We start from the raw sequence: 14712 nt of genomic DNA on the forward strand, positions 1-14712 counted from the left end.
AGGAGAAAAAACTACGGACCGGCGCAAGGTTGGAATGCGTGCTCTAGAGCCGTGGCAAAATCTATAGATTATATATTCTAATCTAAGAATGTGCCGCAGGGGAGCGCCATGAAGATTTCTCGACGCCTGTTTTCCACGACCCTGGCCGCGTCTGTCGCGCTGCCTTTCCTCAAGCTCGGCCCGGCCGCGGCCGCCGACAAGGTGGTGCGTATCGGCTACCAGAAGTACGGCACGCTGGTGCTGCTCAAGGGCAAGGGTCTCCTGGAGCCCAAGCTTGAAAAGATCGGCTACGCGGTCACCTGGGCGGAGTTCCCCGGTGGCCCGCAGCTGCTGGAAGCGCTGAACATCGGCGCGGTCGATTTCGGCACGACCGGCGAGACGCCGCCGATCTTCGCGCAGGCTGCCGGCGCGCCGCTCGTCTACATCGCGCACGAACCGCCGGCGCCGCGCGGCGAGGCGATCCTCGTGCCGAAGGACAGCCCCATCAAGACCGTCGCCGAACTCAAGGGCAAGACGGTTGCGCTCAACAAGGGCTCGAATGTTCACTTCCTGCTGGTCAAGGCGCTGGAAGAGGCGGGCCTCCAATACAGCGACGTCAAGACCTCCTTCCTGCCGCCGGCAGACGCGCGCGCCGCCTTCGAGCAGGGCGCGGTCGATGCCTGGGTGATCTGGGATCCCTTCCAGGCGGCCGCGGAAGTGGCGATCGAGGCGCGTGAACTGCGCAACGGCGAAGGCATCGTTCCCAACCACCAGTTCTACCTTGGCGCCAAGCCCTTCGTGGACGCAAATCCGGACGTTATCAGCGTCCTGATCGAAGCCATCGCAGAAGTGGACACATGGGCTAAGTCGAATACCGCAGCCGCGGCCGCGGAGCTCGCCCCGTCCGTCGGCATTCCGGAGGACGTGCTTGCCGTCGCGCTGGAGCGCCAATCCTACGGCATCAAGCCGCTCGACGAGAGCGTGGTGAAGCAGCAGCAGGTGATCGCGGATACGTTCTTCGATCTCGGCCTCATCCCCAACAAGATCTCGATTGCGGATGTCGTGCACAAGGGCGGTGCCTGATGGCAGACACGTCGGTGGCCGGTTTTGCTACCGGCGAAACTCGTAAACCGAATCTGAAGGGCCTGGGGAGCGCGCTTGCGCCCTGGGCTCTTCCCATCGTCCTCCTGATCGTCTGGGAAATCGCGGCCCGCACCGGTCTTGTCACGGCCCGCCTGATGCCGGCGCCCACGACGATCGCCGCCGCCTTCTGGCGGTCGCTGCTGGATGGATCGCTCATCTTCCACACGCTCTCGTCCACGCGGCGCGCCTTCATCGGCCTCGCCATCGGCGGCGGGCTCGGCTTTGTCGCGGGCGTCGTCAACGGCCTCTGGAAACCGGCCGAGACGCTGCTCGACAGCACGATCCAGATGGTGCGCAACATCCCGCATCTGGCACTGATCCCGCTCGTCATTCTCTGGTTCGGTATCGACGAGACGGCCAAGATGTTCCTGGTCTCGATCGGCGTCTTCTTCCCGATCTACATCAACACCTTCTACGGCGTGCGCACGATCGATCCCCAGCTCGTCGAGATGGCCTCGGTCTACGGCCTCGACCGCCGGGCCCTGATCCAGCGCATCATCCTGCCGGGCGCGCTTCCGTCCATTCTCATCGGCCTGCGTTATGCGCTCGGTTTCATGTGGCTGACGCTCATCGTCGCGGAGACGATCTCGGCCACCGACGGCATCGGCTACATGACGATGAACGCCCGCGAGTTCCTGCAGACCGACATCGTGCTGCTCGGCATCATCGTCTATGCGCTTCTCGGCAAGCTTGCCGACGTGGCGACCCGGGCGATCGAGAAACGCGTCCTCGTCTGGCACCCCGCCTATCAAGTGAAGGAAGGGGGCGGGCAATGAGCGTTGCCGAACTCCACACGCTGGAAAACACCGGCGGCCTGCCGATCTCGCTCTCGCGGGTCGAAAAATCATTCGGCAAGCTCAACGTGCTCGGCAATTTCAACATCGATATCCCGGCCGGCCAGTTCCTCGCGGTGGTCGGGCGCTCGGGGGGCGGCAAGTCCACGCTGATGCGGCTGATCGCCGGTCTCGATACCGCAAGCAGCGGCCGGGTGGCGATCGAGGGGCGCAAGGTCGAACGCCTGCATCCCTCCGTGCGCCTGCTGTTCCAGGAAGCGCGGCTGGTGCCCTGGCAGCGGGTCATCGAGAATGTCGGCATCGCGCGCGGTCCGAACTGGCAGGAAACAGCCCGCCGGGCGCTCGCGGATGTCGGGCTCGAAGGCCGCGAGAACGACTGGCCGAGCGTGCTTTCCGGCGGCCAGCGGCAGCGCGTGGCGCTGGCCCGCGCGCTGGTCAGCGAGCCGCAGATCCTGCTGCTCGACGAACCTTTCGGCGCGCTGGATGCACTGACCCGTATCGAGATGCACCGCCTGCTGGAACGGATCTGGATCGGCCGGGGCTTCACCACGGTGCTGATCACCCATGACGTTGCCGAGGCGGTGGCGCTCGCCGACCGGGTGGTCGTGCTCCGGCAGGGCGCCATCGCGCTCGATATCGACATCGACCTTGATCGTCCCCGGCAGGAGCTTGCCGATCCGCGGGCCGTCGATCTCCAGCGACGGATACTCGAAGCCGTTTAGCGTCGCTGACGCCTTGCACATCACAATGCCGAATGATCCGGCGCCGGGTGCCATGCCCGGCGCCGGTTTCGTTTCGCCTTGATGCGATTGCCCGACAAAGCGGGGGTCTTGGCAATTTATTGCGTGTGCCGGTCTGCGTGATCCCTAGGATGGGGCGAACCATCAGGAAACGCCATGATAGCCCTCAGCCTCAAGGTCAACGCAGCCCGCAGCAGTCTCGCCGTCACCTGGGACGATGGCGTCGTGTCTCATTTGCCGGCGCCGGTGCTGCGGGCGCACAGCCGGGCCGCCGCTCAGGTGCGCGCCGATCTTTACGGCCCCGCGGGCACGTTCGACGATGTCACGCTGACCGGCGCGGAGCCGATCGGCGCCTATGCCGTCCGGCTGGTTTTCTCCGATGGCCATGATCGCGGCATCTATCCCTGGAGCTATCTGCGCACCATCGCCGAAGCCCAACTTTGAGGTCAGAAATGGATACCTTTGTCGACGGGCTTTCCGAGGTTACCTGCGACGTGCTGGTGATCGGCGGCGGAACCGCCGGGCCGATGGCCGCACTCAAGGCGAAGCAGAAGAACCCCGCCCTCAATGTCGTTCTCTTGGAAAAGGCCAATGTGAAGCGGTCGGGCGCGATCTCGATGGGCATGGACGGCCTGAACAATGCCGTCGTGCCGGGCTATGCGACGCCGGAGCAATATACCAAGGAGATCACCATCGCCAACGACGGCATCGTCGACCAGGCGGCGGTCTTCAAATATGCCTCGCGCTGTTATGACATCATCCAGGAACTCGATCGTTTCGGCATCCGCTTCCAGAAGAATGCCAATGGCGACTACGACCTCAAGAAGGTCCACCACCTCGGCACCTACGTGCTGCCGATGCCGAACGGCGATACCGTCAAGAAGGCGCTCTATCGCCAGCTCAAACGCGAACGCATCCTGATCTCGAACCGGTTCATGGCGACGCGCCTTCTCACCGCCGCGGACGGACGCATCGCTGGCGCCGTCGCCGTCAACACGCGCACCGCCGAATTCCTGGTGCTGCGCGCCAAGACCGTGATCCTCTGCATGGGGGCGGCGGGCAGGCTGGGGCTGCCGCATTCCGGCTACCTGTTCGGCACCTATGAGAACCCCACCAATTCGGGCGACGGCTATGCGATGGCCTATCACGCGGGTGCCGCGCTCGCCAATCTGGAATGCTACCAGATCAACCCGCTGATCAAGGACTATAACGGCCCGGCCTGCGCCTATGTCGCCGGCCCGTTCGGCGCCTACACGGCCAACAGCGAAGGAAAGCGCTTCATCGAAAGCGACTACTGGTCGGGCCAGATGATGCAGGAGTTCTACAACGAACTGCAATCGGGCAAGGGGCCGGTCTTCCTGAAGCTCAATCACCTGCATCCCGATACGGTCGGCGAGATCGAGGGCATCCTCCACAAGGTCGAGCGCCCGTCGCGCGGGCGGTTCCATGAGGCGCGGGGCACCGATTACCGCGAGACGATGATCGAGATGCACATTTCCGAAATCGGCTTCTGCTCCGGGCACAGCGCTTCCGGCGTCTTTGTCGACGATTACGCGCGAACGACCGTGCCCGGCCTCTATGCCGCCGGCGACATGGCCAGCGTGCCGCACAACTATATGCTCGGCGCCTTCACCAACGGTGCCGTCGCTGGCGAGCATGCCGCCGAGGTGGCGCAGGAGGTTGACCTGCCGGCCTTCGACGCGGATTTCGTGCGCCTGGAGCGCGAGCGGGTTCTCGCCCCGACGCGGCGCGAGGACGGCATTCCGCCGAACCAGCTCGAATACAAGGCCCGCCGCCTCGTCAACGACTACCTCCAGCCACCCAAGGTGACGGCGCGGATGCGGATCGGCCAGGCGCGGCTTGCTGAGGTGAGGGACGATCTCGAAACGGCGATGGTCGCGCGCAATGCGCATGAATTGATGCGGGCGCTCGAAGTGTCGTCCATCATCGACTGTGCCGACATGGCGGCCCATGCCTCCCTCTACCGGACGGAAAGCCGCTGGGGCCTCTACCACAATCGCGTCGATCATCCAGAGAAGGACGACGAGAACTGGTTCTGTCACACGCTTTTGAGCAAGCGCGACGGCCGGATGACCTCCGAGAAGCGCGCCATCCAGCCCTACATCGTGCCGATCGAGACCGAAGAGCGCCAAGCCTACGATCGCTTGCGCGTCTCCACTCAAGCCTGACGAGGAAAACCATGCCGCTTGCCTTTTCCCCCACTGCCGTTCCTGTTCTCGTGGACGATGCGAAATGCATCGCGGACAAGGGATGCACCGTCTGCGTCGACGTCTGTCCGCTCGATGTGCTGCGCATCAGCGATCTCACCGGCAAGGCCTATATGAAGTTCGACGAATGCTGGTACTGCATGCCCTGCGAGACCGACTGCCCGACCGGCGCGGTCAGCGTCAACATTCCCTACCTGTTGCGCTGACATGAGTGCCTTCGATCCATTCGAGGACTTCGGTGACACCGAGGAGATCGCGGCGCGCCTTGGCGATGCCGACGCGGCCGTCAGGCGCCTTGCCGTCATCGACCTTGCCGAAACCGCAAGCCCGGATGTGCTGCCGCATCTTCTCGCCGTTGTCGCCGATGGAGATGCGAGCGTGCGCCTGCAAGTGGCCATCGTGCTCGCCGATTTCGACACGGTCGAGGCGGCGGCCGGGCTTTGCACGCTGGTGGCGGATGCGGACGCGACGGTGGCCCAGGCTGCGGCCGATAGCCTCGCCGAACTGAAGGACGCCGCCGCCGCGAACGCCATTCTGCCGCTGGTTGCCCATGGCAGCGCCTTCGTCCGGGCGGCCGGCTTTCGCGGGTTGCGGGCCTTGCGCGCGCCTGCGGCACTCGGCGCAGCACTCGCCGCCATGCGCGACGAGAGCGCCGATGTGCGGGCGGAAGCGCTCGGCGTGGTCGCCTATCTCAAGCTGGAGGAAACGCTGCCGTCGCTCATCGCTGCGACCCGGGACGCGGAAGCCGTGGTCCGCGCCGTCGCGGTCAATGCATTGTCGTTCACCAGCCAGCTTGCGGCGGCATTCGCGGTCGTCGCGGCCTTGCAGGATGCGAGCTGGCAGGTGAGGGCGGCGGCGGCGGAATCGCTCGGTCGGATCGGCCATGTTTCGGCCATCGACGGCCTGGTCGCCGGGCTCGCCGACGACTTCTGGCAGGTTCGGCAGAAATGCCTGAACGCGCTCGGAAAGCTCAAGGCGCAGCCGGCGGCGCGGCAGATTGCGGCCCTGCTGGCGAGCGACATGCCTTCGCTCCGCAAGGAGGCGGCAGCCGCGCTCGGCGAAATCGCCGATCCCGCCACGCGGGACGCGCTGATGGGCTATATATCCGATGCCGATCCCGACGTGCGCAAGACCGTGCGCTGGGCCTTGACGCGGATCGGCTAGAAGGCGGCGTTAGCTGCCGGTCTTCGACACCATGTCCAGCAGGGCCTGAGGGCGCTCGATGCGAATGTGGCGCGGGGTCACGGTCAACAGGCCGTCCTTCTGGAACCGCTTCATCATCATCGTCACCCATTGGCGCGTCGAGCCGACCATGGCGGCGATCTGGTCATGGGTGACCTTGGCGTTGATGATGATCGCCCGGCCGTCGCGCACGCCATGCAGGTCGCCGAGGTTGATCAGGAACTGCGCCAGGCGCTCGATGACGGAGCGGGTGCCCAGCATCTGCGCCATTGCCGAATAACACCGCCCCTTGGCGGCCAGCCCTTGCAGAAGACAGAGGGCGAAGGTCGGCATCTCGACGAGCAGGCTCTTCAGTGTCGGGGCCGGAAGGAACAGAATGCGGCAGTCGCTCAAGGCCTCGGCCGACCAGATATGCGCCCCGCCGCCGGTCATTTCCGGACCGCCGATGAAGTGCCCGGTTGTCCAATAGGCCAGCGTGATTTCGCGGCCGGACGGCGCGGTGTAGAACACCCGCACTTGGCCGGCTTCTATGATGAAGATGCCGCCATGCGCGTCGCCCTGGGTGAAGATCGCCTTGCCCGGCAGGAAGGAGAGCCTGCGGCCGTGCGCCCTCAGCCTTTCCCGTTCCTCGGGCGTGAGGGCATCGAGGAAATGCGCCCCTTCATCCAGCCCCTCGACGCTCTCGCTGAGAAAAAGCGCCTGGTCGCCGGGAAGCACGACCTGTCGGGGAAGGTCGGGGGCCGGCTCGTGATTCTGGCGGGATGTTTCGCGGGCGGTCGCGCGGACGTCGAGGCTCATGCGATCTCCTTCCCATCGTGATCGCGTTCTAAAATATATGTATTCTATCAATTAAGAAGGAAAATAATTCCGACTTCGGGGTGAAGCCTGAAAGAATGTCGCGGCCCCGGCATCTGGAGCGTTTCACCCAAGCGAGACGAGTTCGCGCGGCAGCCTGTTCATGGTCTGCGCGCCCTCCGGCGTGATGAGGAACTGCTCCTCGATCATCAGCGCGCCGATGCCATTGGCATAGAACGGCGCTTCGAGGGCAAGCACCATGCCGGGTTCGATGACGATCCCGTTGCCATGGGAGAGGAAAGGCCATTCCTCGATGCCGGCGGCGGCGCCGACGGAATGGCCGAAATGGCCGCGGGAATATTCCCGGAAGCCATGCCGGCGCATGGTCGAGAGCATGGTTTCATGCACCTCTTCGAAGCGGCGGCCGGGTTTCAGCACCTCGACGCCGGCGAGGAACGTCTCCAGCAGTGCCTTGTAGATGTCCTCGGCAAGCGGCGAGGCCTTGCCCCAGACGAAGGTTCGTGCCCCGTCGGAGGAATAGCCATCGACCAGCGTGCCGACGTCGGCCTTGATGAGGTCGCCTTCGCCCAGAGATGCACCGGCATCCTGCAGGTCGGGGCCAATGGAAATGTAGTCCCAATGGCCGGACAGCCCGTGCCCGCCCTCCACAGCGGCCTGGCGCGCCCCGGAAAGCCATGCCGCCGAAAGCTCCGCCACGCGCACGCCGGGCCGAGCCGCGCGCATCAAGCTTTCGAGCCCCGCCTCGGCGCAGTGCGCCGCCTTGCGCAGCCGGTCGATCTCCCGCGCGTTCTTGATGAGGCGCAGGCGCCGCAGCACGTCGGACGCATCGCGCCACTCGACGCCGGGGATTGCCGCCTTCAGCCGGACGAAATCGGCCGCGGGCATGAAATCGAGATCGACGCCGAGCACGGCTTTGGAAAGCCCGCGTTCTGCGAGGAGATCGGCCAGAAGCCGGAAGCAGGCCGCCTGGTCGAAGGTTTCCGGGCGCGGGCCGATATTGCCGCTGTCGCGATAGGCCGCATCGATATCGGTGATCAAGCCGGCGCCGTCGACGGTCACGCCATCGATCCAGATGCGGTGGGTGCGGATATCGATCGTCCCGGCAAGGGTTTTTGCACTCTGCGCGGCATGGTCGCTGATGACGGCGGCAAGCCGTGCCGTCGCCTGCGCCGGCACCAGGGCGATGGCCGAGCCAGCGCGGCCCCACATGGTGGCGACGCCCGCCTGAAGGCCGGTCGCATAGCGAAATGCTTCCGGCCGGAACAGCACCATGCCGTCCAGCCCGTCCGATGCCAGCAGGGCCTCGGCCCTCGTGCGGTCCACGTCGCCCATTCGTTCCTCGTTCCCATCCCAATGCTGCCCGGCCGCGGGCGCGAAAACTATCCATGGATTTGGCGATCGTTGAAAGACAATTCCCTTTAAATTCCGCAAATTGGAGTGGAACCGGATATCGCATGGCAGCGAGGATACGTACAATCCCCGCCCATGATGGGCCTTTGCATCGGCTCGCTTGAAACAGGAGAACGAGATGAGCGGTTTTGAAACCCGCAACCAGGCGGCAGGGCGCAGCAACCGGGCTGTGACGACGGCACTTGCCGCCGTTCTCGCCATGGGTGCCTTCGGCCCGGCGCTTGCCGCGGAGAGCGATCCGGACGCGACCGTCAATATCGGTTCGCTCTACGAGCCGCAGAACCTCGACAACACCGCGGGCGCCGGCCAGGGCATCAACGAGGCCTTCAACGGCAATGTCTACGAGGCGCTCTTCCGCCTGACGGATGCCGGCACGGTGGAGCCGGTGCTCGCGAAGGACACCAAGGTCAGCGAGGACGGACTGACCTATACGTTCACGCTGCAACCGGGCGTGACCTTCCATTCCGGCGCGCCCCTGACGGCTAAGGACGTGAAATTCTCGATCGAGCGGGTCACCGCCGAAGCCTCGAAAAGCTCGCGCAAGAACAGCCTGAAAACCATCGCCGGCATCGAGACGCCGGATGATGCGACGGTGGTCGTGAAACTTGCCGCGCGCTCGATCTCGCTGCCCTACAATCTGAGCTACGTCTGGGTGGTCAACGACGAGGCGACGGACCTTCAGGCGAAGGAAGACGGCACCGGCCCCTATGCGCTCCAGGAATGGCGTCGCGGCTCGTCGCTGGCGATCGCCCGCTTCGACAAATACTGGGGCGAGAAGCCGAAGAACGGCGAGGTCGTCTTCCAGTATTTCACCGAGGCGACGGCGCTGAACAACGCGCTCCTCACCGGCTCGGTCGATATCATCACCTCCGTGCAGAGCCCGGATTCGCTGGCGCAGTTCAAGGACAATCCTGAATTCACCGTCAGCGAAGGCAAGTCCACGACGAAGCTGCTGCTCGCCTATAACGACCGCGTCGCGCCCTTCGACAATGTGAAGGTCCGCAAGGCGCTCGCCCGCGCCATCGACGACGAGAAGCTGCTGAAGGCCGTGTGGGGCGACTATGGCACGCTGATCGGCTCCTTCGTGCCGCCGACCGATGCATGGTATGCCGACCTGACGAAGGTCGACGCCTATGATCCGGAAAGCGCCAAGGCGCTGCTCAAGGAAGCGGGTTATCCCGACGGTTTCACCTTCACCATCGATACGCCGAACTACGACCCGCATCCGATTGCCGCGCAGTTCATCCAGAGCGAGCTGGCCAAGATCGGCGTGAAGGTCGAGATCAACGTCATCACGGCCAACGAATGGTACACCAAGATCTACAAGGCGCATGACTTCCAGGCGACCTTGCAGGAGCACGTCAACCACCGCGACATCGTGTTCTACGGCAACCCCGATTTCTACTGGGGCTACAATAATCCGAAGGTCGTGGACCTGATCAAGCAGGCGGAATCCAGCGCCACGGACGCCGAGCAGGTCGAAAAGCTCAAGGAAGCCAACACGATCATCGCGGAGGATGCGGCCAGCAACTGGTTCTACCTCTATCCGCAGATCGTGGTGTCGAAGGCGACGGTCAGCGGCTATCCGCTCAACGGCCTGAACTCGCAGTTCTTCGCCTACGGCATCACCAAGGCAGCCGAGTAACCACCACCCGCAAGGGGCATGCTCGACACGATACGCCGCCTGACCTATGGTCCGGCGGCGTCCGCGCTTGAGAGGTCAAGACCATACGTTCCTACATACTCCGCCGCTCCGCCATCCTGGCGCTGTCGGTCGTCATTGCCGCCGTCATCCTGTTTGTGCTGCTGCGCCTTCTGCCGGGCGATCCCGCCAATGCGCTGGTCTCCGTGGGTGCTGACGCGGCGCAGATCGAGGCCGCCCGCAAGCAGGTTGGCTCGGACCTGCCGCTCTACGAACAGTTCCTGCGTTTTGCCGGAAACCTCGCGCGCTTCGATCTTGGCAATTCCTTCGTCAGCGGTGCGCCGGTGCTTGACGAGATCGGCAAGCGCCTCGTCGTCACCGTGCCGCTGACGCTGCTCGCCTTCCTCGTCGCCGTCGCCATTGCCGTGCCGCTCGGCATCCTCTCGATCGTGCGCCAGAACCGTTGGTATGGCGGGCTGATTTCCGTCGTCTCGCAGCTCGGCATCGCCATTCCGGTGTTCTGGATCGGCATCCTGCTGGCCACGGTCTTTGCGGTCAACCTGCGGCTGTTTCCCTCCGGCGGCTTCCCCTCGCGCGGCTGGCAGTCGGCGGGTGCGGCCTTCCAGGCGCTTGTGCTGCCGGTCGCGACCATCGCCATCGTCATGTCGGCCTCGCTCATCCGCTACGTGCGCTCGGCGACAGAGGATGTGCTCGGCAGTGATTACCTGCGCACCGCCCGCGCGCTCGGTGCCACCTTTTCCGAAGCGCTGGTGCGCCACGGCATCCGCAACGGCGCGGTGCCGGTCATTTCCGTCCTCGGCATCGAGCTCGCCTCGACGCTGCTCGGCGCCGTGGTGGTGGAGCGGGTGTTCGCCCTGCCGGGCCTCGGCTCCATGCTGCTGCTCGGCATAGAGCAACGTGATTATCCCAATGTGCAGGGCGTGCTCTTCGTCTCCACGCTGCTGGTGCTGCTGGTCGGCTTTGCCGCCGATCTCATCCAGCGGCTGATCGATCCCCGCCTGCGCGGCCGGGTGACCGGGGGAGGCGCATGAGCGACACGCCCGTTGCCGCCGGTGATGGCGCACATTCAAAATCCTCCATGCCCTGGCCGCTCATGGTCGGCGGCCTGCTGGTCGGCCTGCATCTGGTGGTCGCGCTGCTCTCGCTGGTCTGGACGCCCTATGCGGTGGGCGACATGGTCGGCGGGCGTCTCGAAGGGCCCTCGTTCGTCCATTGGGCCGGTACGGACCGGCTCGGCCGCGACCTGATGACCCAGATCATGATCGGCTCGCGCATCGCGCTCGTCGTCGGCTGCGGGGCGGTTGTGCTCGGCGCGCTGATCGGCGTCACCATCGGGGTGCTGGCCGCCTTCGCCACGCGCACGCTCGACGACGTGCTGGCCGCAGCACTCGACATCCTGATCGCCTTCCCGACGCTGCTGCTTGCCATGCTGATCGTCGCCTCCAGCGATGGCGCCAGCCTGTGGACCGCGATCCTCGCCATCGGCATTGCCGGATCGGCCATCGTGGCGCGGCTGACGCGCATTCTCGCCAAGCGCATCCTGTCCATGGACTACATCACGGCGGCGCGCATTTCCGGCACCACCTCGCCGGGCATCGTGCGCATCCATGTGCTGCCGAACATCTGGCCGACGCTGATCGTCAATTTCGCCCTGCAATTCGGTCTTGCGGTCATCGCCGAAGCCTCGCTTTCCTATCTCGGGCTTGGCGCGCCGCCGCCCAATGCCTCCTGGGGCAGGCTTCTCCAGGAAGCGCAGGCCTCCGTCTACACGGCGCCGTTCGGGGCCATTGCGCCTGGCCTTGCGCTGGTGTCGCTGGTCATCGGCCTCAACCTGTTCGCCGACGGCCTGCGCGAGGCCGCCGACCCCACCCGCAGGAGGAGCCGGTGAGCACCTTGCTGTCCGTCGAGGACCTCCACATCCGCACCGCCGGGCGCCCGCTCGTGTCCGGCATTTCCTTCTCCATCGCCGCCGGCGAAAGGGTCGGCCTCATTGGCGAATCCGGCTCGGGCAAGTCGCTGACCGCGCTCGCCGTGCTGGGGCTCCTGCCGGAAACCATGCGCGTCACCGGCTCGATTACCCTCGACGGTCATCCGGTCATTGGCGCGCGCGACCGCGACCTCGTTCCCCTGCGCGGGCGCAGCGTCGCGGCGGTGTTCCAGGAGCCGATGACGGCGCTCGATCCCCTGATGCGGATCGGCGACCAGGTGGCGGAGGTGGTGCGCCGCCGGGCATCGCGGGACGGCACAAAGCCGGGCAGGGCGGAGGTCACGTCGCGCGTCCTTGCCCTCCTGGAGCGTGTCGCCCTGCCAGAGCCCGCGCGCATCGCCCGCGCCTATCCGCATGAGATTTCCGGCGGCCAGCGCCAGCGCGGGGCCATCGCCATGGCACTCGCCTGCCGGCCGAAGCTGCTGATCGCCGACGAACCGACCACCGCACTCGACGTGACCACGCAGGCCGAAATCCTGAAACTGCTGGAGACGGTGGTGTGCGACGAGGGCATGGGCCTGCTCTTCATCAGCCATGACCTGCCGGTGGTGGCGACCGTGGCGGAGCGGGCGCTGGTGATGCGCCATGGCGCGCTGATCGAGGAGGGGCCTGTCGGCACACTCTTCGGCCGGCCTACCCATCCCTATACCGAGGGCCTGGTCGCGGCTGCCCGCGCCTTCGATGCCGCGCTGGAGTTTGCACCATGACGCTTCTCGCCTTGTCCGACGTTGCCTTTTCCTATGGCAGGGGCAGCAGGGTGCTGCAGGATATCAACCTTGCCGTCGAGGCCGGCAGCAATCTCGGCATTGTCGGCGAGTCCGGTTCGGGCAAGACCACCATGCTGAAGCTGCTGCTCGGGCTGGAGCGCGCATCCTCCGGGGCGGTTTCGTTCCGCGGCGAGCGGCTGGACGCCGCCAATCGCGGCTTCATGCGGGGCTTTCGCCGCAGCGTGCAGGCGGTCTTCCAGGATCCCTATTCCTCGCTCGATCCGCGCCAGCGCGTGTTCGACATCATCGCCGAGCCGCTGCGTTCCCTGAAGATCGAGACCGATATCGCCGCCGCCGTCGAACAGGCGTTGCGGGATGTGGACCTGCCGGCCGATGCGGCGCGGCGCTATCCGCACGAGTTTTCCGGCGGCCAGCGCCAGCGCATCGCGATTGCGCGGGCGATCGTCGCCAATCCCGACCTGATCATTGCCGACGAGGTGGTGAGCGCGCTGGACCTGACGACCCGCACCCGCATTATCGACCTGCTTCGCAGCCTGTCGGCGCGCATGACCTTCGTCGTTGTTTCGCACGACATCGCGCTCGTCGCCCTGCTGTGCGAACGGCTGGTCGTGCTGGAAAAAGGCAGGATCGTCGAGCAGGGGGCGACGCGCGACATTCTCGCGCGCCCGGCCCACCCTTATACAAGGCAATTGCTGGCCAGCACGCCGAGGATGCCGGAGCGCGTGTGATCAGTTAAGGCCGGTCCGCCGGGCGGCGAACCGGAATCCGTCACCTGACGGCGGTTATGATGCCGAGGTCAGCTTGACGTTGCCGCCATGGCCGCCGCCGCCGAAGACCTGGCGGTCGCCGAAGGAGGCGCGCAGCTGGCCGCGCGGGCCGGGAAGGCCGAGTTCCGGGAAGAGCAGCTCGGAAACCCGGTAGGCCTCTTCCACATGCGGATAGCCGGAGGCGATGACGGTATCGATGCCGAGCGCCTGGTATTCGCGCAGGCGCGCAGCGACCGTCTTGGGCGAGCCGACCAGCGCGGTGCCCGCGCCGGAACGCACGAGGCCGATGCCGGCCCACAGGTTCGGCGACACTTCCAGCTTGTCGCGCCGGCCGTTGTGCAGGGCCACCATGCGCGCCTGGCCGACCGAGTCGGAATTCTTGGTCAGCACCTCCTGCGCCGAGGCTATGGCCTCGTCCGAAAGCCTGGAAATCAGCCGGTCGGCGGCTTCCCATGCCTCGTCGTCCGTCTCGCGGACGATGAAATGCAGGCGGATGCCGAAGGTGGCCTCGCGGCCCTTGGCGGCGGCGGCCTTGCGGGCATGGGCGATCTTTTCCCCGACCTGTGCCGGCGGTTCGCCCCAGGTGAGATACTTGTCGACGAGGCCGCCGGCAAAATCGATCGCCGCTTCGGATGAGCCGCCGAAATAGATCGGCGGGCGCGGCTGCTGGACGGGCGGCAGGCCGAGCTTGGCATCGATCGCCTTGATGTACTTGCCGTCGAGCGTCGAGCGGCCGGTCTCGATCAGCTCGTTGAAGACCTGGAAGAATTCGCTTGCGTGGTCGTAGCGCTCGTCATGCGGTAGGAAGATGCCGTCGCCGGCAAGCTCCTGCGAACTGCCGCCGACCACGATGTTGAGCAGCAGGCGCCCGTTGGAGACCCGGTCGAGCGTCGCGGCGAGGCGCGCATAATAGGCCGGCGTCGCCGTGCCGGGACGGATCGCCACGAGGAACTTCAGCTTCTCCGTGCGCGCTGCAAGGTCGGCGGCCAGCACGAAGGATTCCTCGCAGGCCGCGCCGACCGGAATGAGCACACCCGAATAGCCGAGACGGTCGACGGCAACGGCGATCTCGCGGAAATAACCCGGATCCGGCGGGCGGCTGAGTTCGTCCGAACCGAGATAGGAACCATCGCCGGAACTCGGGATGAACCAGAGGAAATCGAGGGGCTGGTCGGGCTTGGTCATGACATGTCTTCCTGCCGGGGCGGCTGCCGATCATCTGGAGAGCCCCCGCCTGCCGGAGGGCAAGTGGAGCTCCGCGTAAAATAATAAATT

At 65.6% G+C, this 14712-nt stretch carries 15 protein-coding genes; 12 read left to right on the forward strand and 3 right to left on the reverse strand.

Annotated features, from left to right (window positions below):
• The first annotated feature begins 108 nt into the window (after positions 1 to 108).
• From AC1RWL_RS02280 to AC1RWL_RS02310, 7 genes are all read left to right on the forward strand, one after another.
• Positions 109 to 1062 (forward strand): sulfonate ABC transporter substrate-binding protein, encoded by a 954-nt coding sequence (locus AC1RWL_RS02280; RefSeq protein WP_493093442.1) that lies wholly within the window; start codon positions 109 to 111, stop codon positions 1060 to 1062.
• Positions 1062 to 1898, forward strand: coding sequence for an ABC transporter permease subunit (locus AC1RWL_RS02285; protein ID WP_439623302.1), 837 nt, complete (start codon positions 1062 to 1064; stop codon positions 1896 to 1898). The genes AC1RWL_RS02280 and AC1RWL_RS02285 overlap by 1 nt, the downstream gene beginning before the upstream one ends.
• Positions 1895 to 2638 carry an ABC transporter ATP-binding protein gene (locus AC1RWL_RS02290; RefSeq protein WP_493093441.1) on the forward strand — a complete coding sequence of 248 codons (744 nt, stop codon included), beginning with the start codon at positions 1895 to 1897 and terminating at the stop codon, positions 2636 to 2638. Before AC1RWL_RS02285 ends, AC1RWL_RS02290 begins: the two co-directional genes overlap by 4 nt.
• Before the next feature lie 174 nt (positions 2639 to 2812).
• Positions 2813 to 3100 (forward strand): gamma-butyrobetaine hydroxylase-like domain-containing protein, encoded by a 288-nt coding sequence (locus AC1RWL_RS02295; protein ID WP_493093440.1) that lies wholly within the window; start codon positions 2813 to 2815, stop codon positions 3098 to 3100.
• Positions 3101 to 3108: 8 nt separating this feature from the next.
• The gene (locus tag AC1RWL_RS02300; protein WP_493093439.1) at positions 3109 to 4845 is read left to right on the forward strand and encodes a fumarate reductase/succinate dehydrogenase flavoprotein subunit; all 1737 of its coding nucleotides are present in this window, start codon (positions 3109 to 3111) and stop codon (positions 4843 to 4845) included.
• Between the two features lie 11 nt (positions 4846 to 4856).
• Positions 4857 to 5090: a 4Fe-4S dicluster domain-containing protein gene (locus tag AC1RWL_RS02305; RefSeq protein ID WP_493093438.1), complete on the forward strand. Its 234-nt coding sequence runs from the start codon at positions 4857 to 4859 to the stop codon at positions 5088 to 5090.
• 1 nt (position 5091) lies between these two features.
• Complete coding sequence (locus AC1RWL_RS02310; protein WP_493093437.1) at positions 5092 to 6048, forward strand: HEAT repeat domain-containing protein; 957 nt, start codon at positions 5092 to 5094, stop codon at positions 6046 to 6048.
• Between the two features lie 9 nt (positions 6049 to 6057).
• On the opposite strand, the gene AC1RWL_RS02315 is transcribed toward AC1RWL_RS02310, so the two are convergent.
• Together AC1RWL_RS02315 and AC1RWL_RS02320 are read right to left on the reverse strand one after the other, a co-directional pair.
• The gene (locus tag AC1RWL_RS02315) at positions 6058 to 6864 is read right to left on the reverse strand and encodes a Crp/Fnr family transcriptional regulator (RefSeq protein WP_493093436.1); all 807 of its coding nucleotides are present in this window, start codon (positions 6862 to 6864) and stop codon (positions 6058 to 6060) included.
• A 123-nt stretch (positions 6865 to 6987) separates the two neighbouring features.
• Positions 6988 to 8214 (reverse strand): M24 family metallopeptidase, encoded by a 1227-nt coding sequence (locus AC1RWL_RS02320; protein ID WP_493093435.1) that lies wholly within the window; start codon positions 8212 to 8214, stop codon positions 6988 to 6990.
• Positions 8215 to 8410: 196 nt separating this feature from the next.
• Here AC1RWL_RS02320 and AC1RWL_RS02325 point away from each other — a divergent pair, with 196 nt between their 5' ends.
• The 5 genes from AC1RWL_RS02325 (at position 8411) to AC1RWL_RS02345 (ending at position 13398) form a co-directional block, all read left to right on the forward strand.
• Positions 8411 to 9937: an ABC transporter substrate-binding protein gene (locus AC1RWL_RS02325; protein ID WP_493093434.1), complete on the forward strand. Its 1527-nt coding sequence runs from the start codon at positions 8411 to 8413 to the stop codon at positions 9935 to 9937.
• Between the two features lie 95 nt (positions 9938 to 10032).
• Entirely contained in the window at positions 10033 to 10986 is a 954-nt protein-coding gene (locus AC1RWL_RS02330; RefSeq protein WP_493093846.1) for an ABC transporter permease, read from the forward strand.
• Positions 10983 to 11843 carry an ABC transporter permease gene (locus AC1RWL_RS02335; protein ID WP_493093433.1) on the forward strand — a complete coding sequence of 287 codons (861 nt, stop codon included), beginning with the start codon at positions 10983 to 10985 and terminating at the stop codon, positions 11841 to 11843. The genes AC1RWL_RS02330 and AC1RWL_RS02335 overlap by 4 nt, the downstream gene beginning before the upstream one ends.
• On the forward strand, positions 11840 to 12649 hold the full coding sequence (locus AC1RWL_RS02340) for an ATP-binding cassette domain-containing protein (RefSeq protein ID WP_493093432.1): 810 nt from the start codon (positions 11840 to 11842) through the stop codon (positions 12647 to 12649). Before AC1RWL_RS02335 ends, AC1RWL_RS02340 begins: the two co-directional genes overlap by 4 nt.
• Positions 12646 to 13398 (forward strand): ABC transporter ATP-binding protein, encoded by a 753-nt coding sequence (locus AC1RWL_RS02345; RefSeq protein WP_493093431.1) that lies wholly within the window; start codon positions 12646 to 12648, stop codon positions 13396 to 13398. The genes AC1RWL_RS02340 and AC1RWL_RS02345 overlap by 4 nt, the downstream gene beginning before the upstream one ends.
• A 54-nt stretch (positions 13399 to 13452) precedes the next feature.
• On the opposite strand, the gene ssuD is transcribed toward AC1RWL_RS02345, so the two are convergent.
• Positions 13453 to 14622: an FMNH2-dependent alkanesulfonate monooxygenase gene (gene ssuD / locus AC1RWL_RS02350; protein ID WP_439623279.1), complete on the reverse strand. Its 1170-nt coding sequence runs from the start codon at positions 14620 to 14622 to the stop codon at positions 13453 to 13455.
• Positions 14623 to 14712 lie beyond the last annotated feature (90 nt).

It is taken from the genome of Shinella sp. GW821-FHT10F02 (assembly GCF_058809275.1).

Excerpts from the sequence above, each read along its gene's own strand:
- AC1RWL_RS02280 (WP_493093442.1), top strand. The coding sequence starts at position 109 with ATGAAGATTTCTCGACGCCTGTTTTCCACGACCCTGGCCGCGTCTGTC.
- AC1RWL_RS02285 (WP_439623302.1), top strand. The coding sequence starts at position 1,062 with ATGGCAGACACGTCGGTGGCCGGTTTTGCTACCGGCGAAACTCGTAAA.
- AC1RWL_RS02290 (WP_493093441.1), top strand. The coding sequence starts at position 1,895 with ATGAGCGTTGCCGAACTCCACACGCTGGAAAACACCGGCGGCCTGCCG.
- AC1RWL_RS02295 (WP_493093440.1), top strand. The coding sequence starts at position 2,813 with ATGATAGCCCTCAGCCTCAAGGTCAACGCAGCCCGCAGCAGTCTCGCC.
- AC1RWL_RS02300 (WP_493093439.1), top strand. The coding sequence starts at position 3,109 with ATGGATACCTTTGTCGACGGGCTTTCCGAGGTTACCTGCGACGTGCTG.
- AC1RWL_RS02305 (WP_493093438.1), top strand. The coding sequence starts at position 4,857 with ATGCCGCTTGCCTTTTCCCCCACTGCCGTTCCTGTTCTCGTGGACGAT.
- AC1RWL_RS02310 (WP_493093437.1), top strand. The coding sequence starts at position 5,092 with ATGAGTGCCTTCGATCCATTCGAGGACTTCGGTGACACCGAGGAGATC.
- AC1RWL_RS02315 (WP_493093436.1), bottom strand. The coding sequence starts at position 6,864 with ATGAGCCTCGACGTCCGCGCGACCGCCCGCGAAACATCCCGCCAGAAT.
- AC1RWL_RS02320 (WP_493093435.1), bottom strand. The coding sequence starts at position 8,214 with ATGGGCGACGTGGACCGCACGAGGGCCGAGGCCCTGCTGGCATCGGAC.
- AC1RWL_RS02325 (WP_493093434.1), top strand. The coding sequence starts at position 8,411 with ATGAGCGGTTTTGAAACCCGCAACCAGGCGGCAGGGCGCAGCAACCGG.
- AC1RWL_RS02335 (WP_493093433.1), top strand. The coding sequence starts at position 10,983 with ATGAGCGACACGCCCGTTGCCGCCGGTGATGGCGCACATTCAAAATCC.
- AC1RWL_RS02345 (WP_493093431.1), top strand. The coding sequence starts at position 12,646 with ATGACGCTTCTCGCCTTGTCCGACGTTGCCTTTTCCTATGGCAGGGGC.
- ssuD (WP_439623279.1), bottom strand. The coding sequence starts at position 14,622 with ATGACCAAGCCCGACCAGCCCCTCGATTTCCTCTGGTTCATCCCGAGT.